The sequence below is a fragment of the Paenibacillus apii genome (assembly GCF_011043685.1).
GTDB classification, from domain to species: domain Bacteria; phylum Bacillota; class Bacilli; order Paenibacillales; family Paenibacillaceae; genus Paenibacillus_AQ; species Paenibacillus_AQ sabinae.
In genome coordinates, this window is the sequence record NZ_JAAKGU010000001.1 from 738,017 (window position 1) to 758,446 (window position 20,430).

Below are 20,430 nucleotides of genomic sequence, written 5' to 3' on the forward strand. Positions count from 1 at the left end.
TTATTTCGGGACCTCAAGCTTGTAGCCTACGCCCCACACCGTCGTAATCATCGCCGCCGATTCCGGCGACACCTTGTTCAGTTTCTCGCGAAGACGCTTGACGTGGGTGTCCACCGTGCGCAGATCGCCGAAAAATTCGTAATTCCATACATCCTTGAGCAGCTCTTCGCGCGAGAATACTTTGTCCGGCGAAACCGCCAAATAATGGAGCAGCTCATACTCCTTCGGCGTCAGGCTGACCTCTTGTCCTCCGGCGGTAACCCGGTGAGCGTCATGCTCAATGACCAGATGCGGAAATACGATATTGTTGCTGGAATTGGTCTCCTTGGACAAAAAAGCGGTTGCCGACGAGCGGCGCAAAATCGCCTTTACCCGGTAAATGACCTCACGCGGGCTGAAAGGTTTGACGACATAGTCGTCGGCGCCCATTTCAAAGCCCTGTACGCGGTTGATCTCTTCGCCCTTGGCGGTCAACATCAGGACCGGAGTGGACTTCACGTCCCGAAGCCGGGTCAGTACCTCGATCCCGTCGATTCCGGGAAGCATGACATCCAGCAAAATCAATCCGTAATCGGCAGCGGTCGCTTTGCGTAGCGCGATCTCCCCGTCTTCCGCTTCGTCGATTTCATATCCTTCTTTCTCCAAATACATTTTCAGCAGCCGGCGGATTCGTTCTTCGTCATCCACCACCAGAATTCTGTTCAGATGCTCTGCCATTTCACAACAACCCCTTCATCGAATACAAGTAGAAGATTACCTGAGAATGGCGCCCCCTGTCTACGCCCGAATACTTAGTCTGTACCGGCGTAAGAATGGAGTCCGGCAATAACCAGATTGACGCCAACCAGAGTAAACATGACAACCAGAAAACCGAGTACGGCCAGCCACGCGGATTTGCGGCCCTGCCATCCGCGTGCCAGCCGGAGATGGAGATAGGCGCTGTAAAACAGCCAAGTCACAAGAGCCCATACTTCCTTGGGGTCCCAGCCCCAAAATCTTCCCCATGCCACTTGGGCCCATATCATCGCAAAAATCAAAGCCCCCAGCGTAAAAATGGGAAACCCGATGGCGATTGCCCGGTACGTAATCTCATCCAGATCGCTTTCGTCAATTCCATCAAGTGCGGGTTGAAGCGCTTTGCCCAGAGGCTTGCGTACAAGGAGGCGCAGTACGCCGTAGAGGACGGCACCCGACAACAGCGACCAGATGACCGTATTGAGCTTCCGCCCCGCGTTGACTCCTTTCATCCAGAAAGGCGCTTCAAAGAGCGGTTCCTTCATGCCAAAAAACGACTGAAAGCTCTCAATTTCGCTATGGTAAGGTGCCACAAAGGGTAGCATTTTATAACTGACTTTCTCTATTGTACTATCATTCAGCCCGGGATTGTCAACGGTAACATTGCTTCTAATAAAAACCGTTTCGTATCCAGCCGCCCGAAAAGCGAACACTGAAGCCAAAAATCCGATGATGACGATGATGATGAACAATGTAAATTCGACGCCGAACTGCTGGCGTTTGTCGCTTTTTGACGAGCCGTTAAAATTCACCGTGCGCAGCAGATACATCAGTCCCGCCGCAAAGCCTACCGCAAAGAACGATTCGCCAAACGCCGCCAGGGTCACATGAATATTGAGATAGATCGATCTTAAAGAAGGAATGAGCGGCTGCACCTCCTGCGGGAACACGGCCGCGTAAGCCATAACAATAATGGAAATCGGAACGGAGAACAGACCGAGCAGGATTTTGCGGTAAATGGAGAAAATGATAGTAAATGCAACCATCACCATCATCGACAGGAAGGTCATGAACTCATACATATTGCTGACCGGGATATGCCCCCCGCCGGCCCAGCGGGTAAAGAAGTAGGCAAGATGGCACAGGAGTCCAAGGGATGAGACGGCAAAAGCGATTTTACCCCAGCGCGCGGTATGCGCCTCCGGATTCCGGCCGGACCATTTGCGTCCCATGATGGCGATGGTAAACAACATAAACGCGAGACTGTACAGGAAAAAGGCGGCGATAAACACATCGTTGCTGAACTGCAGCAGATTCATGCTTGACCTCCCCCGTTGTCGAGTAATTTTTCATCCGCAGAGATGCCCATTTTATTTAGGAAAGAGCTAACCTCCCGCCGGAAACCGAACCAGTTCTTGTTCGTATGCCCTCCAAGCGTCAACTCTCCCCCTTCCACGATCAGCCAGATCCGCCGATGCTGCCAGTAGAAGCCAAGCACCAGGCCAAGCATGACAATCCCGGCGCCGGTCCAGACGAACGGCATCGCTCGGTCCACCCGGATGTTGAGATAACTGGTCGACTCCGAGAAATCGACGCCGCTCATATCTCCAACCTCAAGCTCCAGAAAACGGTTCCCGCCTCCAAGCTTGTCGTTGATCGCGTCCTGCTGAAACTCCGCCTTGTCGTTCTGCTTCGGAAAATAGAAATACTGCTCTCCGTCAGGCGGCAAATCCGGACCCTTAATCAGAAAAAGAAAGGCCGGCGCGTTCGGATACGGCGATTTGGATATCGGCCGCCCTTCCGGGTCCAGTCCGAATTCCATGTATTTTTCCTTCAGCTCCAGCGTGTACGGTCCGGCTGTGAACGAGCGCTGCGGATTTTTCATCTCCAGCTTAAAGCTGCCGTAAGACTCGCCCGTCCGTGAATTCACCAGCTTAGGTGTCACGGAGCGCAGCACGGGAGTGAGGTCGTAGTCGAACTGATACGCTTTCATTCCATTGTAGCTTAAAGGATCGTTCACCCGGATGGCATGGGAAGCGACCTTCGTCAGCTTCGGCTTTTTGGAAGGATCGCCGCAGTTCGCCGTACATTCGTACAGTACCGCCTTCGTTTCGTACAGCTTCGGGAGCACTTTTTTGCCGCGGAATTCTTTGGGCATCTCTTCGTTGGAGTAGAACTCCACAGTGAATTTCTCATTCTTCAGGTAATAAGAGGTATCCGGAATGTGGATGAGATCGCCCTGGGGAAAAGCCAGATGATGATCCATTTGAAGGCCCGGCAGCCCTCTGGCCAGTACTGCAAGCAAAAAAACGATCAGACCGATATGTATAACGTAAGGTCCCCATCGGCTGAACCGGTGCTTCTCCGCCAGCAGCGCGCCGCCGTCCGTAAAGACATGGTAGCCTTGCTTCTTCAGAGGTTGAACAGCCCTTGCCGTCCAGGCTTCAGGGTCCTCCTCCACCTTCATCACAAAAACCACCTTCTGCCGGGTGAGGAAGCGGCGGTGCTTGCGGACATGCTGCCGGCTGAGCGCTTTGTAGAGAGGGAGTACACGGTCCAGGCTGCAGATGACAAGCGATGCCCCGATCATGACCAGGAGGGTGATGAACCACCAGGATTCATACGTATGGGAAAGGCCGAGTCTGTAATAAATTTCGCCGGCTGCGCCGTAACGCTGCTCGTAGTACGTGGAAGGATCGATATTCAAAAACGTGCTTTCCTGCGGGAAAATCGTTCCCAGCGTGGAGCCGAGAAGCGTCAGCACGATCAGGTAGACCGCGATCTTGACCGAGGAAAAAAAGTTCCACACCCGGTCGATCACGCCCGGATTGGCCTTTTGGGAGCGGCGGGCCATACCGTCATAGCGCATTTCAAGCGTCTCGCCGGTTTCGGGATTATCCAGCAGCGGTTTGCCGCATGCTTCGCACAGCACCGTACCGACCGGATTCTGATGGCCGCATTCGCATTTTGTATTGACAATAAGGGGCAGACGTCCGTTCATGGGTTCACCAGCTTTCCGATTTGCGCGCTCAGCGTGCTCAGATCAAGCTGTCCGATATGGATCGTATCTATTTTTCCCTTGGCGTTGATAAAAAAGGTAGTCGGCAGAGGAGAAACCCCATAGCGGCGCACCGCCTCCCTGTCCGTATCCAGCAGAATCGGGAAGCGGACTCCGGTACCGTTTACAAAATTCTCGACTGTCATTTGATCTTCGCCCACATTGACGCCGACGACCGCAACCCCCTGGTCCTTCCACTGCTGCCACTGGGCCTCCAGCGCAGGCATTTCCTTCACACATGGAGCGCACCATGAGCCCCAGAAATTCAGGACAACGGGTCTTCCTTTATATTCGTCCAGCGTGTGAGTTTGGCCGTCCAGACCGAGCAGCTCGATGGATGGAGCGCGGCTTCCCTCTTTGGGCTTGCCGCCGCCTCCAAACGCCGAAGTTCCTATAGCGTAACCGCCAAGCAGAACGATCAGAGCCAAAATCACGATTTGTACCGGTTTTCTCGCTTTGCCCACACAGATTGCCCCCTTCTGTGATACAGTTCATATCGCAAACAAGAAGTGTGAACATCCTATGAACATTATAACGAATCCGGTTCCATTTTTCCGTCAGGTCTTGGCGTCAGTTGTGAACATTATGTGTCTCTGCGTGTGTTGTTTCCTTTGGCCAGTCCCGCCTTGGCGAGCTGCTGCAGCCCGTTGATTTCGTCCTTGGTCAGATGACGGAAAGATCCGCGCTTCAGGTTCTGCAGCAGGATATCGCCGAACGAAATCCGCTTCAGCCGGATCACGGGATGGGAAATCGCTTCGAACATGCGCCGGACCTGACGGTTGCGGCCCTCGTGGATCGTGATGCTGATGACCGACTCGTTGCTCTCCTCGTCGACATCCTTGTATTCCACCTCGGCGGGAGCGGTCATGCCGTCCTCCAGCTTGATGCCTTGCTTCAGCTTGTCCAGCGCTGTACCGTGGGGGATGCCTTTAACCGTGGCCAAATACGTCTTTGGCACATGATGCTTCGGATGGGTCAGCAGATTGGCAAACTCCCCGTCATTGGTCAGCAGCAGCAGACCCTCTGTGTCATAATCAAGCCTTCCGATCGGATACACCCGCTCCTTGATGCCCTTCATGTAATCCGTTACGATTTTGCGGCCCTTCGGATCGGAAGCGCTTGTAATTACGCCCTTTGGCTTATTGAACATAATATAGACTTTATTCTCGCCCGAGATCGGTTTGCCCGACACTTTAATGATATCGGTACCCGGATCGGCCTTCGTTCCGAGCGTGGTTACTACCTCGCCGTTCACTTCCACTTTGCCGGCCAGGATCAGTTCTTCGCATTTGCGCCTTGAAGCTACACCGGCCTGTGCCAGTATTTTCTGTAATCTTTCCATTGTCGATTGGTCACCTCAGACTAATGATAACCATCGCCGGGATAAAGCACAAGTTCGTCCCAGGGAAAATACGAGCCAGGGCAAAGATCGTTATGAGGCTTCACGATCAGCGGAGATATGTCGTACAGTGCAGCCAGGTCGAGAATCAGCTTGCAGGCCCCAAAAAACTGCCGCTTGCCCTCGGCGGGCTCAGCGTCTGGAGATGAACGCCCGAAGTCTCCTTCCAGACAGAGGTGAATATAGTCCGGGTCCGTCAGAAGCGGGGCCGCATAGACCGTTCCCGAGGCGTCGATCCAGAAATCGAAACCTTTCCCGTTGATGGACGGACAGACGGAAGTGTGGATGATAAATCCTTTGTAAGGCACGCAAGCGTCGCCTCCCTTTATCATTGCTTCAATAGCATATGATAAAAGCGGATAGCGCGTTACGCGATCGCCTGAAAAGCCGCTGGTTAGCGGCGGCTTTTCGGGCAGCAAGGGAAGCGGCTTAGGGGGGCGGCGGCTGAGTTGGCTCGGGGCAAGGGAAGCAGCCCGGGGCGCGGCGGCTGAGTTGGCTCGGGGCAAGGGAAGCAGCCCGGGGCAAGGGAAACGGCTCGGCGGGCGGCGGCTGAGTTGGCCGGGGGCAAGGGAAACGGCTCGGCGGGAAGCGGCTGGGCTGGACCGGGCAAGGGAAGTGGCTCGGTGAGTGGCGGCTGAGCTGGAACGGGGCAAGGGAAGCAGCCCGGGCAAGGGAAACGGCTCGGCGGGCGGCGGCTGAGTTGGCTCGGGGCAAGGGAAGCTGCCCGGGGCGCGGCGGCTGAGTTGGCCGGAGCAAGGGAAACGGCACGGCGGGAAGCGGCTGGGCTGGACCGGGCAAGGGAAGTGGCTCGGTGAGTGGCGGCTGAGCTGGAACGGGGCAAGGGAAGCAGCCCGGGGAGCGGCGGGTCCCTGTAAAACCACCCTTGAACCAATAACTAACTGCGTCCGTTCAGTCTGTGTCCGGGTTACAGTGGCTGGCGTTTTCCTGCAAACCTGCAGGTTTGTCAGGTGTAATTTGCGCAGGAAGAGGTCAAACCTACATTTGTGCATCTTTTGGAGCTTTCGCGCTGCCAGACGGGGAAAGGAAGGAGAAATGCCTGCACTTTTGCAGGAACTGGGATTAGGATGAGGATTTCCCGAAAAAAAGATGTATAAACACAGGAATCTCTACATCCCACATATACCACACATCCCACACATCCCACTAGTCTGCCGTCCCCAGCCTAGCCCCCTCCACCAATCAATCCCCTCAACCACCGACCAAACCCGGCTTCGGGCCCAGCGTCAGCCGAACGCCAGCAGGCAGATCGCGATCGCCGCTACAAAGCCGACAAGGTCGGAGAAGAGCCCTACTTTAAGCGCATATCGCCCGTTGCGGATGCCGACGGCGCCGAAATACACGGTCAGCACGTACAGGGTGGTGTCCGTGCTGCCCTGGATCGTGGAGGCGATTCGGCCAATAAGCGAATCGGGACCGTGTACGCGGATCAGCTCAGTCGCGTAAGCGAGCGAGCCCGTCCCTGTCAGGGGCCGCAGCAGACCGAGCGGCAGCACCTCCGGCGGAACGCCGAGACCGCGCAACATCGGCGTGACGAATCCCATCAGGTAGTCAAGTGCCCCTGATGCGCGGAACACGCTGATCGCCACCATCATGCCGACCAGATGGGGAATGATCCCAATCGCCGTGCCGAAGCCTTCCTTAGCTCCGTCCACAAACGATTCGTAGACGGGAACCTTGCGGGCATAGGCATATAAAGGAATAAAAGCGATCATGACGGGAATGGCCCAGGTGGATATCAGGCTGATCAACTGGTACAAGGCCGGTCACCCTTTCGCTTCGGAATGCGCCCCGGGGGGCGGAGAAGCCGCGCCTTCCCCGGTCCGGGAAAGGCGGGCCGCCGGCGGCTCCGGCGGCCTTCGCAGCAGATGCAGCCGGCGGAACAGCCGGTCTGCGAAGACGGCGGCGAGCGTCGCGACCACGGTCGCCGCCAGCGTTGTCCCGACGATGCCTGCGGGATCGGCGGAGCCGTAGTTCAGGCGGATCGCGATCAGCGTCGCCGGAATGAGCGTGATGCTGGCGGTATTCAGCGCCAGCAGGGTGCACATCGCGGGAGTCGCCGTCTCCTTGTCCGGGTTCAGCGTCTGCAGCTCCTGCATCGCCTTGATGCCCATCGGAGTCGCCGCATTGCCCAGGCCGAGCAGATTGGCGCTCATATTGGACAGAATATAGCCAATTGCCGGATGCCCTTTCGGCACATCCGGGAACAGAAAGCGGACGACCGGGCCGAGCGCCCTGGCGATCGTCCGCAGCAGTCCCGCATCCTCGGCCACCTTCATGATGCCGAGCCAGAACACCAGGACGCTGATCAACCCAAAGCTGACCGTTACCCCGTTCTTCGCGCCGTCAAACACCGCCCCGGTGAAGGCGTCCATCCGGCCGTTCACCGCGGCGAACACAAAACCGATGACGATCATGCCGAGCCATATCGCGTTAATCATGGGAGCCCCCTCCTTCCGCTCCAAGCCGGAACAGGGCGCGAAGCGCGCTGCCTATCGCTTGAAGCCAGTTGTCCGCCGGATGGGCCTGCGTTGACGCGTACTTCTCTGCGTATGGCGTCGTGGCCGGCGGGAGATGGTCCGGTTCGTAAACCGGCACCCGGCCGATCGATACGTCGCCAAGTTTCAGCACGAGCGTCCCGCGAAGCCCGAAGCTCTTGTCGGCGCTGTCTGCCGTCTTCGGCCTTCCGTTCAAGACCAGCTCGGTGACAACCCGCTCCTGCTCGCCTGTGGTAAACGGATAAGAGAAATCCAGTCCGGCCACCAGCTCGTAGCCCTGCAGCTTCTCCCCCCGCTCGATCAGCGTTTTCAGCGGAAACCGGTTAAAGCCGAAATCGAGCAGGGCAGAGTGGTCGTTCCAGTCGTTGCCGTCGTTTAACGTCACGGCGACCAGCTGCTGGCCTCCCCGGGTCGCGGAGCTGACCAGGCAGCGCAGCGCTTTTTTCGTGTAGCCAGTCTTCACTCCGTCCGCTCCCTCATAGAGACGCAGCATCTTGTTTTTGTTGCTCCATTTATAGTCCCATGGCTCGTACGGATTTCCCGCCGTCTTGACCTGCGTCTTGACAATTTCCTTGAACACGGGATTATGCATGGCATAGGCCGTCAACACGGCCAGATCGTTCGCGCTGGAGTAATGCCCTTCGGCGTCAAGCCCGTGGGGATTGGCAAAATGGGTATGCTTTAGGCCCAGCTCCTCGGCTTTGACGTTCATCAGGTGAACAAAGCCTTCCTCCGAACCGCCGATATGCTCCGCGATGGCCGTCGCCGCATCGTTGCCCGAACGCAGCATGAGACCGTACAACATGTTCTCGAGCGTCATCTCTTCGCCCAGTCTGAGAAACAGGGACGACCCTTCTTTGGCAAAAGCGTTCTTCCCGACCTTGACCTTGCTCTTCAAATCCCCATATTCAATCGCCACGATGGCAGTCATGATCTTGGTCAGACTGGCAATCAGCATCGGCTCGTCGCCGTGGCTGCTGTACAAGATCCGCCCGGAATCCACATCAATCAGCGAGGCCGCCTTGGCATGGGTGGACACACTTTCTCGACCGGGCTCCGCCGCAGCAATCGGTGCAAAGAGCAAGAGCAGGCAGCAGCTGACCAGAACTAGAGAAGATCTGAAGTTTACTCTTTTCATGTTCATCCTCCGGCTTCCTCTTTAGCATTTTGTACAAGTGTATGCGGACGGGCGGAGCGGTATGTCCCAAAGGCTGCCGGACGCGCAAAATCGTCCTGAATCCGGGGTCTCTTCCGGCACCCGGTTCAGTAGGCGCTCAAGAGATCCTGAGAAACGTACACATCGTTTCCCTTCCAGACATAGACAAAAAAAGGATACCGCAGCTAATGTGCGATATCCTTATGTGCACGGCCCTGCCGCACCGGTCTTGTCATCCGTAAGCCATCCTCTGAGATCCCGGATTTTCCCGGAACTAAACGAGTCAGAACCCGACCGGTTACACCGGGGTAGACGGTGTAAAGGTAACGGCTTCGGAAGGAACGGGAGGCGGAGCCTGTGTATATTGCTGCTGCTGCTGTCCGGTGGATGATCCGCCCTGGTTCTGGAACATCGACTGGATTTTGTCGATCAGCCCGGGAGTGGAGTCGATAATTTTCTCGAAAATATGGGTCTGGTTGTCCAGCGGCACGATATGCACGCCTTCTCTTCCGACGACCAGAAAAGCGATCGGCCGGATGGATACCCCGCCCCCGCTGCCGCCTCCAAACGGAAGAATCTTCACGCCGTTCTGTCCGGCCACTGGCTTGTCGTCGTCTTCCACACTGAAGTCGCTGCCGCCTGCGGCAAAACCGAAAGCGACTTTACTGATAGGCAGAATGACACTGCCATCCTTCGTCTCCACCGGCTCGCCGACGATGGTGTTTACGTCGACCATGCCTTTGATGTTTTCCATCGCGGTCTGCATCAGACCTTGAATGGGGTGGTCACTCATATTGTTATCCTCCTTCGGCATATAGGGAATAGATTTCCGTCACGTCGTTTATATTCCCCCGAAAGAAGCGTTACTATGTAAACCGGCGGAGTCATGCCGCGCTTTTTTCACGCCGACGGGAGCGGATCTCGCGCATAATTTCCTTCCACTGCCTGATTCCTTCGTCGGCTTGCAAAGCCCGTACCAGCAGCCTCAATACTGCATACAGCACGTAGCCTGCCGATATTCTCCCTTTGCAATCAACCTCGGTGGAAAATTCCACGGTATCCTCAAAGACCGGAACGACAAACAGGCGGGGCTTACGCATCAGCTTTACCCATTGAGAGGTCCAGCCGATGATCGTCCATTTCAGTCCCCACAGCGCCCCGGCCGCCGTGGCCGTTCCCGCAGCATCGCCAAGCGAGAAATTGGTGGACCAGTCCAGCTTCGTAATCTGGACATGGGACATCGTCTCGGCAGTCCAGCGTCTTAGTCCGTACGTGGCTTTCAGCGCTTTTTTCCCGTATTCGATCCATTCCGAGACATCCTCCTTGTCGATATTCGTCTCTTCGTCCTTCGCTGATATGACCGGAGCGACACCAGTCTCTTCCAGCTTGACATGCAGCCCGCGCTTGAAACCTTCGAATACGAGCGCCGGAAGCGTGTAATGGAACTTGACAAGTCCGAAGAGTGCCGTGATATCAAGCACGATTTGGTCATCATGCCCTCTCCGGTTCAGACTCAGATGAAAAAAAATACGGGAAGAGAGCAGCAGGACCGCGACCGCAAGCAGCAGCAGGACGCCAATCAACAGCCATAGCTTCACGTGGTACCCTCCAAGCATTCTTTGATAAGAACTCCTTGGATTAGTATGGCAATTTCAGACTGGAAAAATTCGCTTGACGCCAAATTCGTCTCCAGTCTTCCATCTCGTACCTCCCCGTAAATAAGCTTTTTCTCTCCAATGCAAAAAAACCATAGACCCGTTCCGTCTATGATTCTTCATCATCTGCAAAATATATTACGATGGCTCCATTTCATCGATCGTCAACTGGCGCGTATCAAGCTTGTCGAACAGCAGCTGCGTTTCTTCCTCCAGATTGTCTCCGCTGTCCTGCGCGGAAGGCTCCGGCAGCTCTTGCAGACTGGCCAGCCCGAACGTCTCCAGAAAAGACTTGGTCGTTCCGTACAAAATCGGGCGCCCCACCGCCTCCGCCCGGCCAACCTCCTGGATAAGGTCCTTGTTGGTAAGCGTATGGATGGCTCTTTCCGACTTCACGCCGCGAATCTCCTCGATCTCCACCCGTGTTATCGGCTGCCTGTAAGCGATGATGGACAGCGTCTCCAGCGCCGCCTGCGACAAGGACGCTCGGGATGGTGAATAAGCCAGGCGCTCGAAATAAGGCGCATGGTCCGGCAGCGTCGCCAGCCGGTAATTGCCGGCAATCTGCACGACCTGAAGGCCGCGCCCCTGCGAAGCCAGCTCCTGACGCAGCTCCTCCACGGCTCCATTAACGAAATCCGTCCGCTGCTCCGTAATTTCGGCGATTTGTTTGGCGGACAAGCCGTCCTCTCCGGCCAGAAACAGCAGCCCCTCAATAATCGATTTCAGCCGTTTGTAATCCATCGAAGTCTTCCGCCCCTCTCCATTCCATCACAATGTCATCAAACAATTTCTCCTGATAGCACAAGATCGCCTTCATCTTCATCAGCTCCAGAATGGCAAGAAAGGTCGCCACAATTTCATGCCTTGCCATGCTGTCATCCAACAGCGATGAGAAGCGCAGCCGGCCGCCCTTCCCGGTTCGCCGAAGCGCCGCGGAAACGTCGCGGATGCGGTCCTTGACCGAGATCTCGTCTCTGGTGATCTTCGCGTACGAGGAACGTCTGGCCGCCTTGCCAAGCGCCTTGCGGAATGCGGCGATCAGATCGGAAGCGTGAAGCCCTATCAGGGTATTGTCGACCTGCGATGGCACAAAGGGAGCCAAATCGTCCGGTTCCTTCGTAAAAATCAGGCTGCGCTCGCTCTCCATATCCATCAATTGGGAAGCGATGCTCTTGATTTTGCGGTATTCGATCAGACGCTGCACCAGCTCCGCCCGGGGATCGTAATCGTCCTCCTCGTAGTATTCGAAATCGTCGATTTCGATCACGGGCGGCTTGGGCAGCAGCATCTTGCTCTTAATGGATAGCAGCGTTGCAGCCATCACCAGGAACTCGCTTGTAATTTCCAATTCGAGCTCCTGCATGTTCCGCAAGTATTCCATGTACTGCTCGGTGATCTCGCTGACCGGAATGTCCTGGATGTCGATTTCCGCCTTGTCGATCAAATGCAGCAATAAATCCAGCGGGCCCTCAAACGTCTCCAGCTTGTACAATACAGTCACGAGGCACCTCCCGCCAACTAGAAATTAAAGATAAGCAGACCGCTTGAACCTTTTTATAATATCAGAATGAATAAAACTTCAAAGACCAGACTTCCTGATATTGCAAGAAAAACAACCGCTAAAGAGGGATTCGGCAACATCTTCGAGAGGCTCCGATAGGAGTTTTTCTTATATTTCAAAAAAGTAAAGTGCAGCGCCCGAAATCAGACGCCACACAAATGTGAATACTTAAAAATGAAATTCGGTTTAAATACCGCACAGCAGACTCTTTCACTATTATTCTATCACAGATTCCGGATGTTGGACACGGCAAAGACGCCTTTGCCCGTCCGCTCCAGTTCCCGCTTAGACCAATTTGGAAAGATTGGCCATCTCGATGGCGGACACTGCTGCGTCCCAGCCCTTGTTGCCCGCTTTGGTGCCGCCGCGCTCAATCGCCTGCTCGATGTTCTCCGTTGTCAGCACGCCGAAGATCGTCGGAACGCCGGTCTTGAGATTAATTGCGGCTACACCCTTGGCTACTTCGTTGCAGACGTAATCGTAATGGGTAGTGGAGCCGCGGATAACGGTGCCCAGCGTAACGACGGCGTCATATTTGCCGCTTTCGGCCATTTTTTGCGCAATCAAAGGAATTTCGAACACTCCCGGCACCCAGGCGACGGAAATCTCTTCATCCTTGACGCCGTGACGCTTGAACGCGTCCAGTGCGCCAGACAGCAGCTTGCTCGTAATAAATTCGTTAAAACGTCCCACTACAATCCCGTATTTCAAACCTTCCGATACTAAATGTCCTTCAAAAATCTGCGGCATACTCATCAACAACCCTTTCTCATATTAGTCGGTTTTTGTAATTGATCGGCTTGCAAAATAAATTCGGCTCTCGCTTTCTGGCTTACGTTTTCTGGCTTACGCCTTCGAGCTTTCGTTCTGCTCAATGTTATCAAAATTCAGCAGATGCCCGAGCTTGGACTGCTTGGTGTGCAAGTAATTCGTATTGTCTTCGTTCTCCGGCATCTGGATCGGCACGCGCTCCACGACCTCAAGCCCGTAGCCTTCCAGCCCCTTGATCTTACGGGGATTATTCGTCATCAGCTTGATCCGGCGAACGCCCAGATCCTTCAGGATTTGCGCCCCGATTCCGTAATCGCGCAAGTCGGCCGGGAACCCGAGCTCCAGATTCGCATCGACTGTGTCGAGACCCTGCTCCTGCAGCTTGTAGGCGCGCAGCTTGTTGATCAGGCCGATGCCCCGGCCTTCCTGCCGCATGTAGAGCAGAACGCCTTTGCCCGCGGCTTCGATCTGGCGCAGCGCGGCTTCGAACTGCGGGCCGCAGTCACAGCGGTGGGAATGGAAGACATCGCCGGTCAGGCACTCCGAATGCACACGGACCAGCACCGGCTCGTCACCAGAAATATCCCCTTTGACAAGAGCGACATGCTCTTTATCATCTACCTCGTTCGTATAGGCGATCGTCTGGAACTCGCCGAAATCGGTGGGCAGGCGGACCGAAACTTCACGGTTGACCAGCTTTTCCTTCCCATTCCGGTAATGGATGAGGTCGGCGATGCTGATTAGCTTCAGATCATGCTTCTTCGCAATTTCATACAGATCGGGCAGACGGGCCATCGTGCCGTCTTCCTTGACGACCTCGCAGATTACCGCGGCGGGATAAGCGCCGCACATGCGGGCCAGATCGACGGCGGCTTCCGTGTGGCCGCTTCTGCGCAGCACGCCGCCTTTCTTGGCGATCAGCGGGAACATATGGCCCGGTCTGCGGAAATCCGCAGGACCTGCATTAGGGTCCATAATCGCCTTGGCGGTCAACGACCGCTCGTAGGCGGAGATGCCGGTCGTCGTATCCTTGTGGTCGATGGACACGGTGAACGCCGTGCCGTGGAAATCGGTGTTTTGACTGACCATCGGCTTCAGATCAAGCTCCGCCGCACGCTCCGCCGTAATCGGCAGGCAGACCAGCCCGCGTCCTTCGGTAATCATGAAGTTGATAACTTCCGGCGTCGCCCGTTCCGCCAAAGCGATAAAATCGCCTTCGTTCTCGCGGTCCTCATCGTCGACGACGATAACGACCTTGCCGCGCATCAAATCGTAGATGGCTTCCTCAATCGGGTCCAAACGAATGTCTTCGTTGTTATAGTGACTCATTTTTCTGACCTCCTGGTTCCTAGAAAATGGACTATCTTATAAAAAACCGTTCGCCGCCAAAAATTCGGTACTGATGCGGGAGCCCTCGGCCTCTTCCCTGTCTTCTTCGTTTTGCTGAGATGAGCCGTACCGGAGGAGATGATCCACGTACTTGCCCAGCACATCGCATTCCAGATTCACGCTGTCCCCCGCCCGCTTATAGGCAAGCACGGTTTGGGCGAGCGTATGCGGGATAATCGACACCGTGAACGATGAGGATAACGCGTCCGCCACCGTCAGGCTGATGCCGTCGATCGTGATCGAGCCTTTCGGAATAATGAACTTGAACAAAGACTTTCGAGCCGGCGCGATTTCGAATACGACCGCGTTCTGATCGCGTTTCACACTCTTGATCGTTCCCGTTCCGTCCGCATGCCCCTGCACGATATGTCCCCCGAACCTTCCGCCGGCCGCCATGGCACGCTCCAGATTGATCCGGCTGCCTGTCTTCAATTCCTTAAGCGTCGTGTTACGGTATGTCTGAGGCATGACATCGGCGGTAAAGCCGTGGTCGCTCAGGGAGGTTGCCGTAAGACAGACGCCGTTGACCGAGACGCTATCGCCGATTTTGAGATCGTCCATAATGCCTGAAGCATTGATATGCAGCACCATGCCTTCTCCGCTCGAGGAAACGCCCCGCAGCGTGCCGACTTCTTCAATCAGTCCAGTAAACATTCTGCTTCCTCCCTCCTTTTACACCAGTTCGGGTATGCCGCTGATGCACACATTATCTCCGAGAACTTCCACTTCCACACCCCGCAGCGTCACGGCGTTCCTCATCAGGTCCACTCCGTCAAAAGCAAACGCGGCCGGCGCCTCGGCGCCTCCCACAATCTTCGGAGCAAAGAAGAGCACCACGCGGTCCACCATCCCCTGCTCCAGCATCGCCCCGTTCAGGGTTCCGCCGCCTTCCAGCAGGATCGAGCCGATCTCCAGCTCGCCGAGCCTATCCATAGCGGCCGCCAGGTCGACGCGCGGCCCGGCGCCGCAGCGCAGCACCTGTACTCCGGCCGCCGTCAGCGCTTCTTCCTTCGCGGCGTCGGCGATTTCCGCCGCAATAATGATCGTCGGCGCCTGCCTATCGGTGACAACCGACGAATCTAGCGGCGTGCGGAGGCCGGAGTCGATGATAATCCGCACGGGGTTAATGCCCGGCACCTCGGTCCGGGTCGTCAGCGAGGGATTATCGGCTATAACCGTGCCTACGCCGACCATGATCCCCTGGTGCCGGTGCCTCAGCGTATGTACGATTTCCCGCGCCGACTCGTTGGAAATCCACTTGCTGTCTCCGGTGCGCGTGGCGATTTTGCCGTCCAGCGTGCTGGCCGTTTTCAAGGTGACAAAGGGGCGCTTCGTCAAAATATATTTGATAAACTTCTCATTGAGCCGTAAGGCGCGTTCGCGCAGCAGCCCGACCTCGACCTCGATTCCCGCTTCCTGGAGCATTGCAACACCGCGTCCGGCAACCTGCGGATTCGGGTCCTCGCAAGCGATAACGACCCTTGCGACGCCTTCGGCAATCAGCCTCTCGCTGCACGGAGGCGTCTTGCCGTAATGGCTGCACGGCTCCAGTGTTACGTAGGCAGTGCTTCCCGCGGCCTGCCCGGCCGCCATATTCAGCGCGTGCACCTCGGCATGGCCCGTTCCCCGCTTCAGATGGGTGCCCAGTCCGATTACCGCCCCGTCTTTGACCACGACGCAGCCTACAACCGGATTGATTCCCGTCTGTCCCTGGGCCCGCTCGGCCATATCGAGCGCAAGCGACATGTAGAACTCGTCATTCATTACTTCCATGCCTAATCCTCCGATCCCCTGCGTACCCAGCGCGCAAGCTCATATCCCCATAAGTCTAAAAAACCCATCTACAGCTCCTTCCAGGAGCGGTAAATGGGCAGTTTGAGAGTGTAAATGCAGCTCTTATCATATGCGTGCAAGTCCCCGTACATAGGTCCTTGTGAATTATCGCACATAATATGCGGAGCACTTTCATTAGGCTTGCCGCTTGAAACCTGCGGCAAACGGCTAACTCTCCTTCTTCCATCCAGACTGTAACTGTCGGTCCCGGAATCTCACCGGGTCCACCGTCCGCGCGGCAAGCGCGATCCGGGTAGCGGACTTGTCTTGCGCATGCCGCCTTAAGCGTCATGCGAATCATCACCGCCGGTAGGGAATTTCACCCTGCCCTGAAGGATTGTCTTATTTATTTGATAACGTAATAAATACCAAGGATTATGTCGGTATCTTATCATTTTATCGCGCAAAAATCAATCATTATTAAGTAATGGTTTTAAATTTACTTTATTATTGTAAGTTCTATACCGCATCCCTTACTTTTTCAGCACCGGGATCCAAATTTCACTTCTAAACGTTGGCGAGGTTACATCTATACTCTCATTCCACAGAATTTCCGGACCTTCCATTTGCTCATAGTTCGCAGAAGGGAACCATTCCGAATAGATACGCCCCCATATATTCTGCAGTGTGCTGGGGAAAGGGCCGATGGCTTCGAATACCGCCCAAGTTGAGGTGGGAACTTCAATCTGCGCCAAGCCGGCTGGACACTCTTCCGTCGTTGCCGCGCCAATGTAGTGATCGAGCTCCCCCTTTTCTTCCATTCTGCCCTCGGAAAAGTTCGCGGATGCGCTGATCAGCCCCTTGGGCTCTACATTAGAAAGTCCCTTAAGCCGGCGGATTGTTTCGCTGTCCAAGCTTTCCCACATCGCGGCAATCTCCGGGTTAACCCCTTCGAATTGTATCGGGACTCTTTTCTTCATCCCCACAATGCGAAAGGCTTCTTTCTCTTCGATCCGATAGTTCATTTCACTTCCTCCTTTAATTGTTAACTGAAAGGTCATCGGCGGATAAGCTTTAAGTAAATAACCGTTATTTCTCGCTTCCGACGGTTTGACGCCATGCAGTTTCTGAAAAGCTCTCGCGAAAGCGTCCGGCGAGTCATATCCGTATTTGACAGCAATATCAATGATCTTTTTGCTGCAGCCTTGAAGCTCAAATGCCGCCAGAGTAAGACGTCTGCGCCGAATATATTCCGATAGCGTGATTCCTGCGAGGAAAGAAAACATTCTTCTAAAATGAAAATCGGAACAGTGGGCCTTTTTGGCGGCTTCTTTGATGTCGATGTCGCTTGCGATATTTTCCTCGATATATTTCAACGCACTATTCATACTTTTGAGCAAATCCATGAATTCGACCTCCTTTTCATCATAAAAATAACAGAAAACGAAGACGTTCATCCGACATTTCGTGCCTGATTATGCAGGCACGACAGCCCCATTGCGGATTCTCAGCGTAGGTAAGACGCCCATGCTGGGCGTACCTAAAGAAGGCAGGCGGCGAAGCTTGCCGTCTGCCTTGATTTTTGACGCGATGCGCGGTGTGGTCTCACGCTCCCGATACCGATAATGAGCCAACCTTAAGCGATGGTGAGGTGCAGCTGCCGATAAACCGCGGATCGTTGCCGACCGTCTCAATTCCGTTAAGCAGCTCGAAAAAATTGCCGGATACCGTAATCTGATTGACCGGTCTCACGATTTCTCCGCGTTCGATCAAATAGCCGATTGCCGCCAGGGAGAAGCTGCCCGAAGTTGCATTCGTCCCGGCATGCAGCCCCTGAAGCTCCACAATCAGGATTCCCCGGTCCGTGTCTCGGATGATTTCATCAAAGCTGTCCGTGCCGGGAGCGATGTACAGATTGTGATGCGAAACCTCCACCATGCCTTTGTATCCGCCTTTCGCGGCGTTTGCCGTGTTCGCGGCTCCGGCCTTTCGGGCCGTTTTGCGGTTATGCAGGAATGTCAGCAGTCTTCCGTCCTTGACCAGCTCATGGCGCGCGGTGGCGCTGCCTTCCGCATCGAATGCTTTGCTTGTCGGCGCACTCTCCATCAGCGGGTCATCGATGATCGATATATTGCGGCCCGCCACCTGTTCGCCCAGCTTGCCCTTCAGCCGGGAAAATCCTTTGTCGACCGACTCTGCAGAGAACACCGACGCGAAGCTGGACAGCAATGAGGTTGCGGCGTCATTACGAAAAATGACCGGATAATTGTCCGATGGCACCGGGTTTGCGCCAAGCTTGGATACGGCCTCCCGGACTCCCGTCAGCGCCACAGCCTCCACATCGATATCGTCAAAGCTCCGCAGCGAGAAGTCGAACCAGCCCCCCGTTACCGTCTCCTTCGCATCCTTCGATTCTTTGGCAAGCACATAAATGCTCGCGGAGGCAGAGCTGTGCTTGCGGTGGCAGTTCAAGCCTTTCGTATTGACGATCAGCACGTCGCTCTCGCTTACGGAGGTCGCCGAGCGTCTGACCATATCAATGCGGGGGTCGGCGTCCAGCGCTATGCGTTCCATAGATAAGGCCGCTTCGATCAGCTGATCGGGTGCTGTGCCGATCAAGGAAGGCGAATACGTATTCAGGGAATGGTAGCGCTCCGAACCGGCAAACAATTCCTCCGGCTCCTCGTTCTCCAACACCTCGGCATTGCTCCTTGCTTCTTCCAGCAAATAGTCAATGGATTCCTGATCCAGCCTTTCGGTGGATGAATAACCCATCTTGCCGCCGATGAGACCGCGGAACGACAGGCCGCCGGTCTGGGCGTTTTTATACTCGTCGATTTCGCCTTTCAGCACCGACACCGAGACGGACCGGCCATTCGCATAATAAATTTCCATTTCGGTGAATCCCGCTTCCCGGCCTTTGGCAAAAAGAGCTTCCTGAAACTCTCCGATGTTCAAGCGCTACTCCCCCTTTCTTCCGCCGACGGTCATCTCCGACACCCGGATCGTAGGCTGCCCGCAGTTCACCGGAATACTTCCGCTGACAGACCCGCACATGCCCTGTCCGTGCTCGAGATTGTTGCCGACCATGTCGATTTTGCTTAAGCAGTCGATCCCCTTGCCGATCAGGGTCGCTCCCTTGACCGGCTCTTCGATTTTACCGTTCCGTATAATGTACGCTTCCTGAACGGCAAAATTGAAATCGCTGGTCGCCGTGTTGACCGAGCCGCCGCCCATGGACTTCGCATAAATGCCGTATTCGGTATTCGCGATAATCTCTTCGCGGGTCGAGGTTCCGTTGCAAATGAATGTGTTGTTCATGCGCGACGCCGGGGCGAATTTATACGATTGCCGGCGGCCGGAACCGGTAGCGGGCATACCCATTCTCCGGGAGCCCATCCGGTCGATCAGGTAGCCCTTCAGTATGCCGTTCTCGATCAGGACATTGCGCTGCGTTCTAGCCCCTTCGTCGTCGATATTGAGGGAACCCCAGGCGTTCACAATCGTGCCGTCGTCCACCGCCGTTACCAGCGGCGAAGCGACCCGCTCGCCGAGCTTGCCCGCGAACACTGACGAGCCGGGAGCGACGGAGGTCGACTCCAGCCCATGGCCGCAGGCTTCGTGGAAGAGAACGCCGCCAAAGCCGTTGTCGATCACGACGGGAAGTCTTCCGCTGGGCGCGAAGCCGGCTTTGACCATCGTGACCGCGATCCGGGAAGCCTTGCGGGCATGCTCTTCAATGTCCAGGCCTTCGAGGAATTCGTGGCCGGCATAGGCGCCCGGCCCGCTGAAGCCGGATTGCTTCTGGTCGCCGTCCTCCGCCACTGCGCTGATTCCAAGCCGTGTGTAGACCCGCTTATCTTCAGCCAGCAAGCCTTCGGTATTGGCAATCAGCACATGCTGCAGCTGATGGGTCGCATGGATTTTCGTCTGGGCAATGCTTGGATCGAATGCAGCCGCCGTGCTGTGGGCGCGGCGCATCAGCTCGATGGCGCGTTTCTTCTGCGAGCTGTCCGGCATAATTGCGACGGAATGGCGGTTATCGATGACCGCCCGGCGGAGATCCATAACCCCGCTGCTGGCGCCGCCGCCGCGAATGGCAGCCGCAGCCGATCGGGCTACAGCGACCAGATTAGACTCGCTGCTGTCGTTCGTGAAGGCATAGACGGAAAAGTTCCCTTTCAGTATCCGGATGCCCACTCCGTAATCACGGCCGGAGAGGGAGCTTTCCAGTATGCCGCCCACCATTTCCAGTCTTCCACTGATCTTGTCTTCGACGAAGATCTCTGCAAAATCGGCGCCCGTCTCTAGCGACGCCATCAATACATTAATAATAAGCCGTTCCTGAAGCATAGCCTTCCTCCCCGCTATTCTATAATAATACCTTTCCTTACCAGTATAGCTTATTTCGGCC

20 protein-coding genes and 1 riboswitch are annotated in these 20,430 nt (G+C 55.6%); all 20 genes read right to left on the reverse strand.

Features of this window, described 5'->3' with window-relative positions:
* A complete protein-coding gene (locus tag G5B47_RS03780; RefSeq protein WP_025335619.1) occupies nucleotides 1-717 on the reverse strand; it encodes a response regulator transcription factor in 717 nt (238 codons plus the stop codon).
* A gap of 74 nt (nucleotides 718-791) precedes the next feature.
* A complete protein-coding gene (gene ccsA / locus G5B47_RS03785) occupies nucleotides 792-2,054 on the reverse strand; it encodes a cytochrome c biogenesis protein CcsA (RefSeq protein ID WP_165094479.1) in 1,263 nt (420 codons plus the stop codon).
* Entirely contained in the window at nucleotides 2,051-3,736 is a 1,686-nt protein-coding gene (gene resB / locus G5B47_RS03790; RefSeq protein WP_165094481.1) for a cytochrome c biogenesis protein ResB, read from the reverse strand. Before resB ends, ccsA begins: the two co-directional genes overlap by 4 nt.
* On the reverse strand, nucleotides 3,733-4,257 hold the full coding sequence (locus G5B47_RS03795) for a redoxin domain-containing protein (RefSeq protein WP_165094483.1): 525 nt from the start codon (nucleotides 4,255-4,257) through the stop codon (nucleotides 3,733-3,735). The genes resB and G5B47_RS03795 overlap by 4 nt, the downstream gene beginning before the upstream one ends.
* A 119-nt stretch (nucleotides 4,258-4,376) precedes the next feature.
* On the reverse strand, nucleotides 4,377-5,135 hold the full coding sequence (locus tag G5B47_RS03800; protein ID WP_165094486.1) for a pseudouridine synthase: 759 nt from the start codon (nucleotides 5,133-5,135) through the stop codon (nucleotides 4,377-4,379).
* 20 nt (nucleotides 5,136-5,155) lie between these two features.
* The gene (locus G5B47_RS03805; RefSeq protein ID WP_165094489.1) at nucleotides 5,156-5,500 is read right to left on the reverse strand and encodes an N-acetylmuramoyl-L-alanine amidase; all 345 of its coding nucleotides are present in this window, start codon (nucleotides 5,498-5,500) and stop codon (nucleotides 5,156-5,158) included.
* 936 nt (nucleotides 5,501-6,436) lie between these two features.
* Nucleotides 6,437-6,925: a spore maturation protein gene (locus tag G5B47_RS03810; protein ID WP_206107230.1), complete on the reverse strand. Its 489-nt coding sequence runs from the start codon at nucleotides 6,923-6,925 to the stop codon at nucleotides 6,437-6,439.
* Nucleotides 6,926-6,976: 51 nt separating this feature from the next.
* Nucleotides 6,977-7,651 carry a nucleoside recognition domain-containing protein gene (locus tag G5B47_RS03815; protein ID WP_165094494.1) on the reverse strand — a complete coding sequence of 225 codons (675 nt, stop codon included), beginning with the start codon at nucleotides 7,649-7,651 and terminating at the stop codon, nucleotides 6,977-6,979.
* On the reverse strand, nucleotides 7,644-8,852 hold the full coding sequence (locus tag G5B47_RS03820) for a D-alanyl-D-alanine carboxypeptidase family protein (protein WP_165094496.1): 1,209 nt from the start codon (nucleotides 8,850-8,852) through the stop codon (nucleotides 7,644-7,646). The genes G5B47_RS03815 and G5B47_RS03820 overlap by 8 nt, the downstream gene beginning before the upstream one ends.
* Nucleotides 8,853-9,162: 310 nt before the next feature.
* The gene (gene ytfJ, locus G5B47_RS03825; protein ID WP_165094498.1) at nucleotides 9,163-9,657 is read right to left on the reverse strand and encodes a GerW family sporulation protein; all 495 of its coding nucleotides are present in this window, start codon (nucleotides 9,655-9,657) and stop codon (nucleotides 9,163-9,165) included.
* Between the two features lie 91 nt (nucleotides 9,658-9,748).
* Nucleotides 9,749-10,462 (reverse strand): DUF2953 domain-containing protein, encoded by a 714-nt coding sequence (locus G5B47_RS25990; RefSeq protein WP_165094501.1) that lies wholly within the window; start codon nucleotides 10,460-10,462, stop codon nucleotides 9,749-9,751.
* A 195-nt stretch (nucleotides 10,463-10,657) separates the two neighbouring features.
* Nucleotides 10,658-11,263, reverse strand: coding sequence for an SMC-Scp complex subunit ScpB (gene scpB, locus G5B47_RS03835; RefSeq protein ID WP_165094504.1), 606 nt, complete (start codon nucleotides 11,261-11,263; stop codon nucleotides 10,658-10,660).
* Complete coding sequence (locus tag G5B47_RS03840; protein ID WP_165094507.1) at nucleotides 11,232-12,023, reverse strand: segregation and condensation protein A; 792 nt, start codon at nucleotides 12,021-12,023, stop codon at nucleotides 11,232-11,234. Before G5B47_RS03840 ends, scpB begins: the two co-directional genes overlap by 32 nt.
* Nucleotides 12,024-12,368: 345 nt before the next feature.
* Nucleotides 12,369-12,833: a 6,7-dimethyl-8-ribityllumazine synthase gene (ribH, locus tag G5B47_RS03845; protein ID WP_165095447.1), complete on the reverse strand. Its 465-nt coding sequence runs from the start codon at nucleotides 12,831-12,833 to the stop codon at nucleotides 12,369-12,371.
* A 96-nt stretch (nucleotides 12,834-12,929) separates the two neighbouring features.
* Nucleotides 12,930-14,183: a bifunctional 3,4-dihydroxy-2-butanone-4-phosphate synthase/GTP cyclohydrolase II gene (locus G5B47_RS03850; RefSeq protein WP_165094509.1), complete on the reverse strand. Its 1,254-nt coding sequence runs from the start codon at nucleotides 14,181-14,183 to the stop codon at nucleotides 12,930-12,932.
* Nucleotides 14,184-14,219: 36 nt separating this feature from the next.
* Nucleotides 14,220-14,897 (reverse strand): riboflavin synthase, encoded by a 678-nt coding sequence (locus G5B47_RS03855; RefSeq protein WP_165094511.1) that lies wholly within the window; start codon nucleotides 14,895-14,897, stop codon nucleotides 14,220-14,222.
* 18 nt (nucleotides 14,898-14,915) lie between these two features.
* Nucleotides 14,916-16,016, reverse strand: coding sequence for a bifunctional diaminohydroxyphosphoribosylaminopyrimidine deaminase/5-amino-6-(5-phosphoribosylamino)uracil reductase RibD (ribD, locus tag G5B47_RS03860; protein WP_165094514.1), 1,101 nt, complete (start codon nucleotides 16,014-16,016; stop codon nucleotides 14,916-14,918).
* A 231-nt stretch (nucleotides 16,017-16,247) separates the two neighbouring features.
* Nucleotides 16,248-16,417, reverse strand: a riboswitch (FMN riboswitch).
* 132 nt (nucleotides 16,418-16,549) lie between these two features.
* Nucleotides 16,550-17,422 (reverse strand): AraC family transcriptional regulator, encoded by an 873-nt coding sequence (locus tag G5B47_RS03865; protein WP_165094517.1) that lies wholly within the window; start codon nucleotides 17,420-17,422, stop codon nucleotides 16,550-16,552.
* Nucleotides 17,423-17,621: 199 nt separating this feature from the next.
* Nucleotides 17,622-18,974, reverse strand: a complete 1,353-nt coding sequence (locus tag G5B47_RS03870; RefSeq protein ID WP_165094520.1) for a TldD/PmbA family protein — start codon at nucleotides 18,972-18,974, stop codon at nucleotides 17,622-17,624.
* 3 nt (nucleotides 18,975-18,977) lie between these two features.
* Nucleotides 18,978-20,369, reverse strand: a complete 1,392-nt coding sequence (locus tag G5B47_RS03875) for a TldD/PmbA family protein (protein ID WP_165094523.1) — start codon at nucleotides 20,367-20,369, stop codon at nucleotides 18,978-18,980.
* Nucleotides 20,370-20,430 lie beyond the last annotated feature (61 nt).

Bases quoted from the DNA above. Each gene is read 5' to 3' on its own strand.
- G5B47_RS03820 (WP_165094496.1), bottom strand. From the start codon at position 8,852: ATGAACATGAAAAGAGTAAACTTCAGATCTTCTCTAGTTCTGGTCAGC.
- ribH (WP_165095447.1), bottom strand. From the start codon at position 12,833: ATGCCGCAGATTTTTGAAGGACATTTAGTATCGGAAGGTTTGAAATAC.
- G5B47_RS03800 (WP_165094486.1), bottom strand. From the start codon at position 5,135: ATGGAAAGATTACAGAAAATACTGGCACAGGCCGGTGTAGCTTCAAGG.
- ccsA (WP_165094479.1), bottom strand. From the start codon at position 2,054: ATGAATCTGCTGCAGTTCAGCAACGATGTGTTTATCGCCGCCTTTTTC.
- G5B47_RS03780 (WP_025335619.1), bottom strand. From the start codon at position 717: ATGGCAGAGCATCTGAACAGAATTCTGGTGGTGGATGACGAAGAACGA.
- G5B47_RS03855 (WP_165094511.1), bottom strand. From the start codon at position 14,897: ATGTTTACTGGACTGATTGAAGAAGTCGGCACGCTGCGGGGCGTTTCC.
- G5B47_RS03865 (WP_165094517.1), bottom strand. From the start codon at position 17,422: ATGGATTTGCTCAAAAGTATGAATAGTGCGTTGAAATATATCGAGGAA.
- resB (WP_165094481.1), bottom strand. From the start codon at position 3,736: ATGAACGGACGTCTGCCCCTTATTGTCAATACAAAATGCGAATGCGGC.
- G5B47_RS03850 (WP_165094509.1), bottom strand. From the start codon at position 14,183: ATGAGTCACTATAACAACGAAGACATTCGTTTGGACCCGATTGAGGAA.
- ytfJ (WP_165094498.1), bottom strand. From the start codon at position 9,657: ATGAGTGACCACCCCATTCAAGGTCTGATGCAGACCGCGATGGAAAAC.
- G5B47_RS03875 (WP_165094523.1), bottom strand. From the start codon at position 20,369: ATGCTTCAGGAACGGCTTATTATTAATGTATTGATGGCGTCGCTAGAG.
- G5B47_RS03815 (WP_165094494.1), bottom strand. From the start codon at position 7,651: ATGATTAACGCGATATGGCTCGGCATGATCGTCATCGGTTTTGTGTTC.
- G5B47_RS03810 (WP_206107230.1), bottom strand. From the start codon at position 6,925: ATGATCGCTTTTATTCCTTTATATGCCTATGCCCGCAAGGTTCCCGTC.
- ribD (WP_165094514.1), bottom strand. From the start codon at position 16,016: ATGGAAGTAATGAATGACGAGTTCTACATGTCGCTTGCGCTCGATATG.
- scpB (WP_165094504.1), bottom strand. From the start codon at position 11,263: ATGGATTACAAACGGCTGAAATCGATTATTGAGGGGCTGCTGTTTCTG.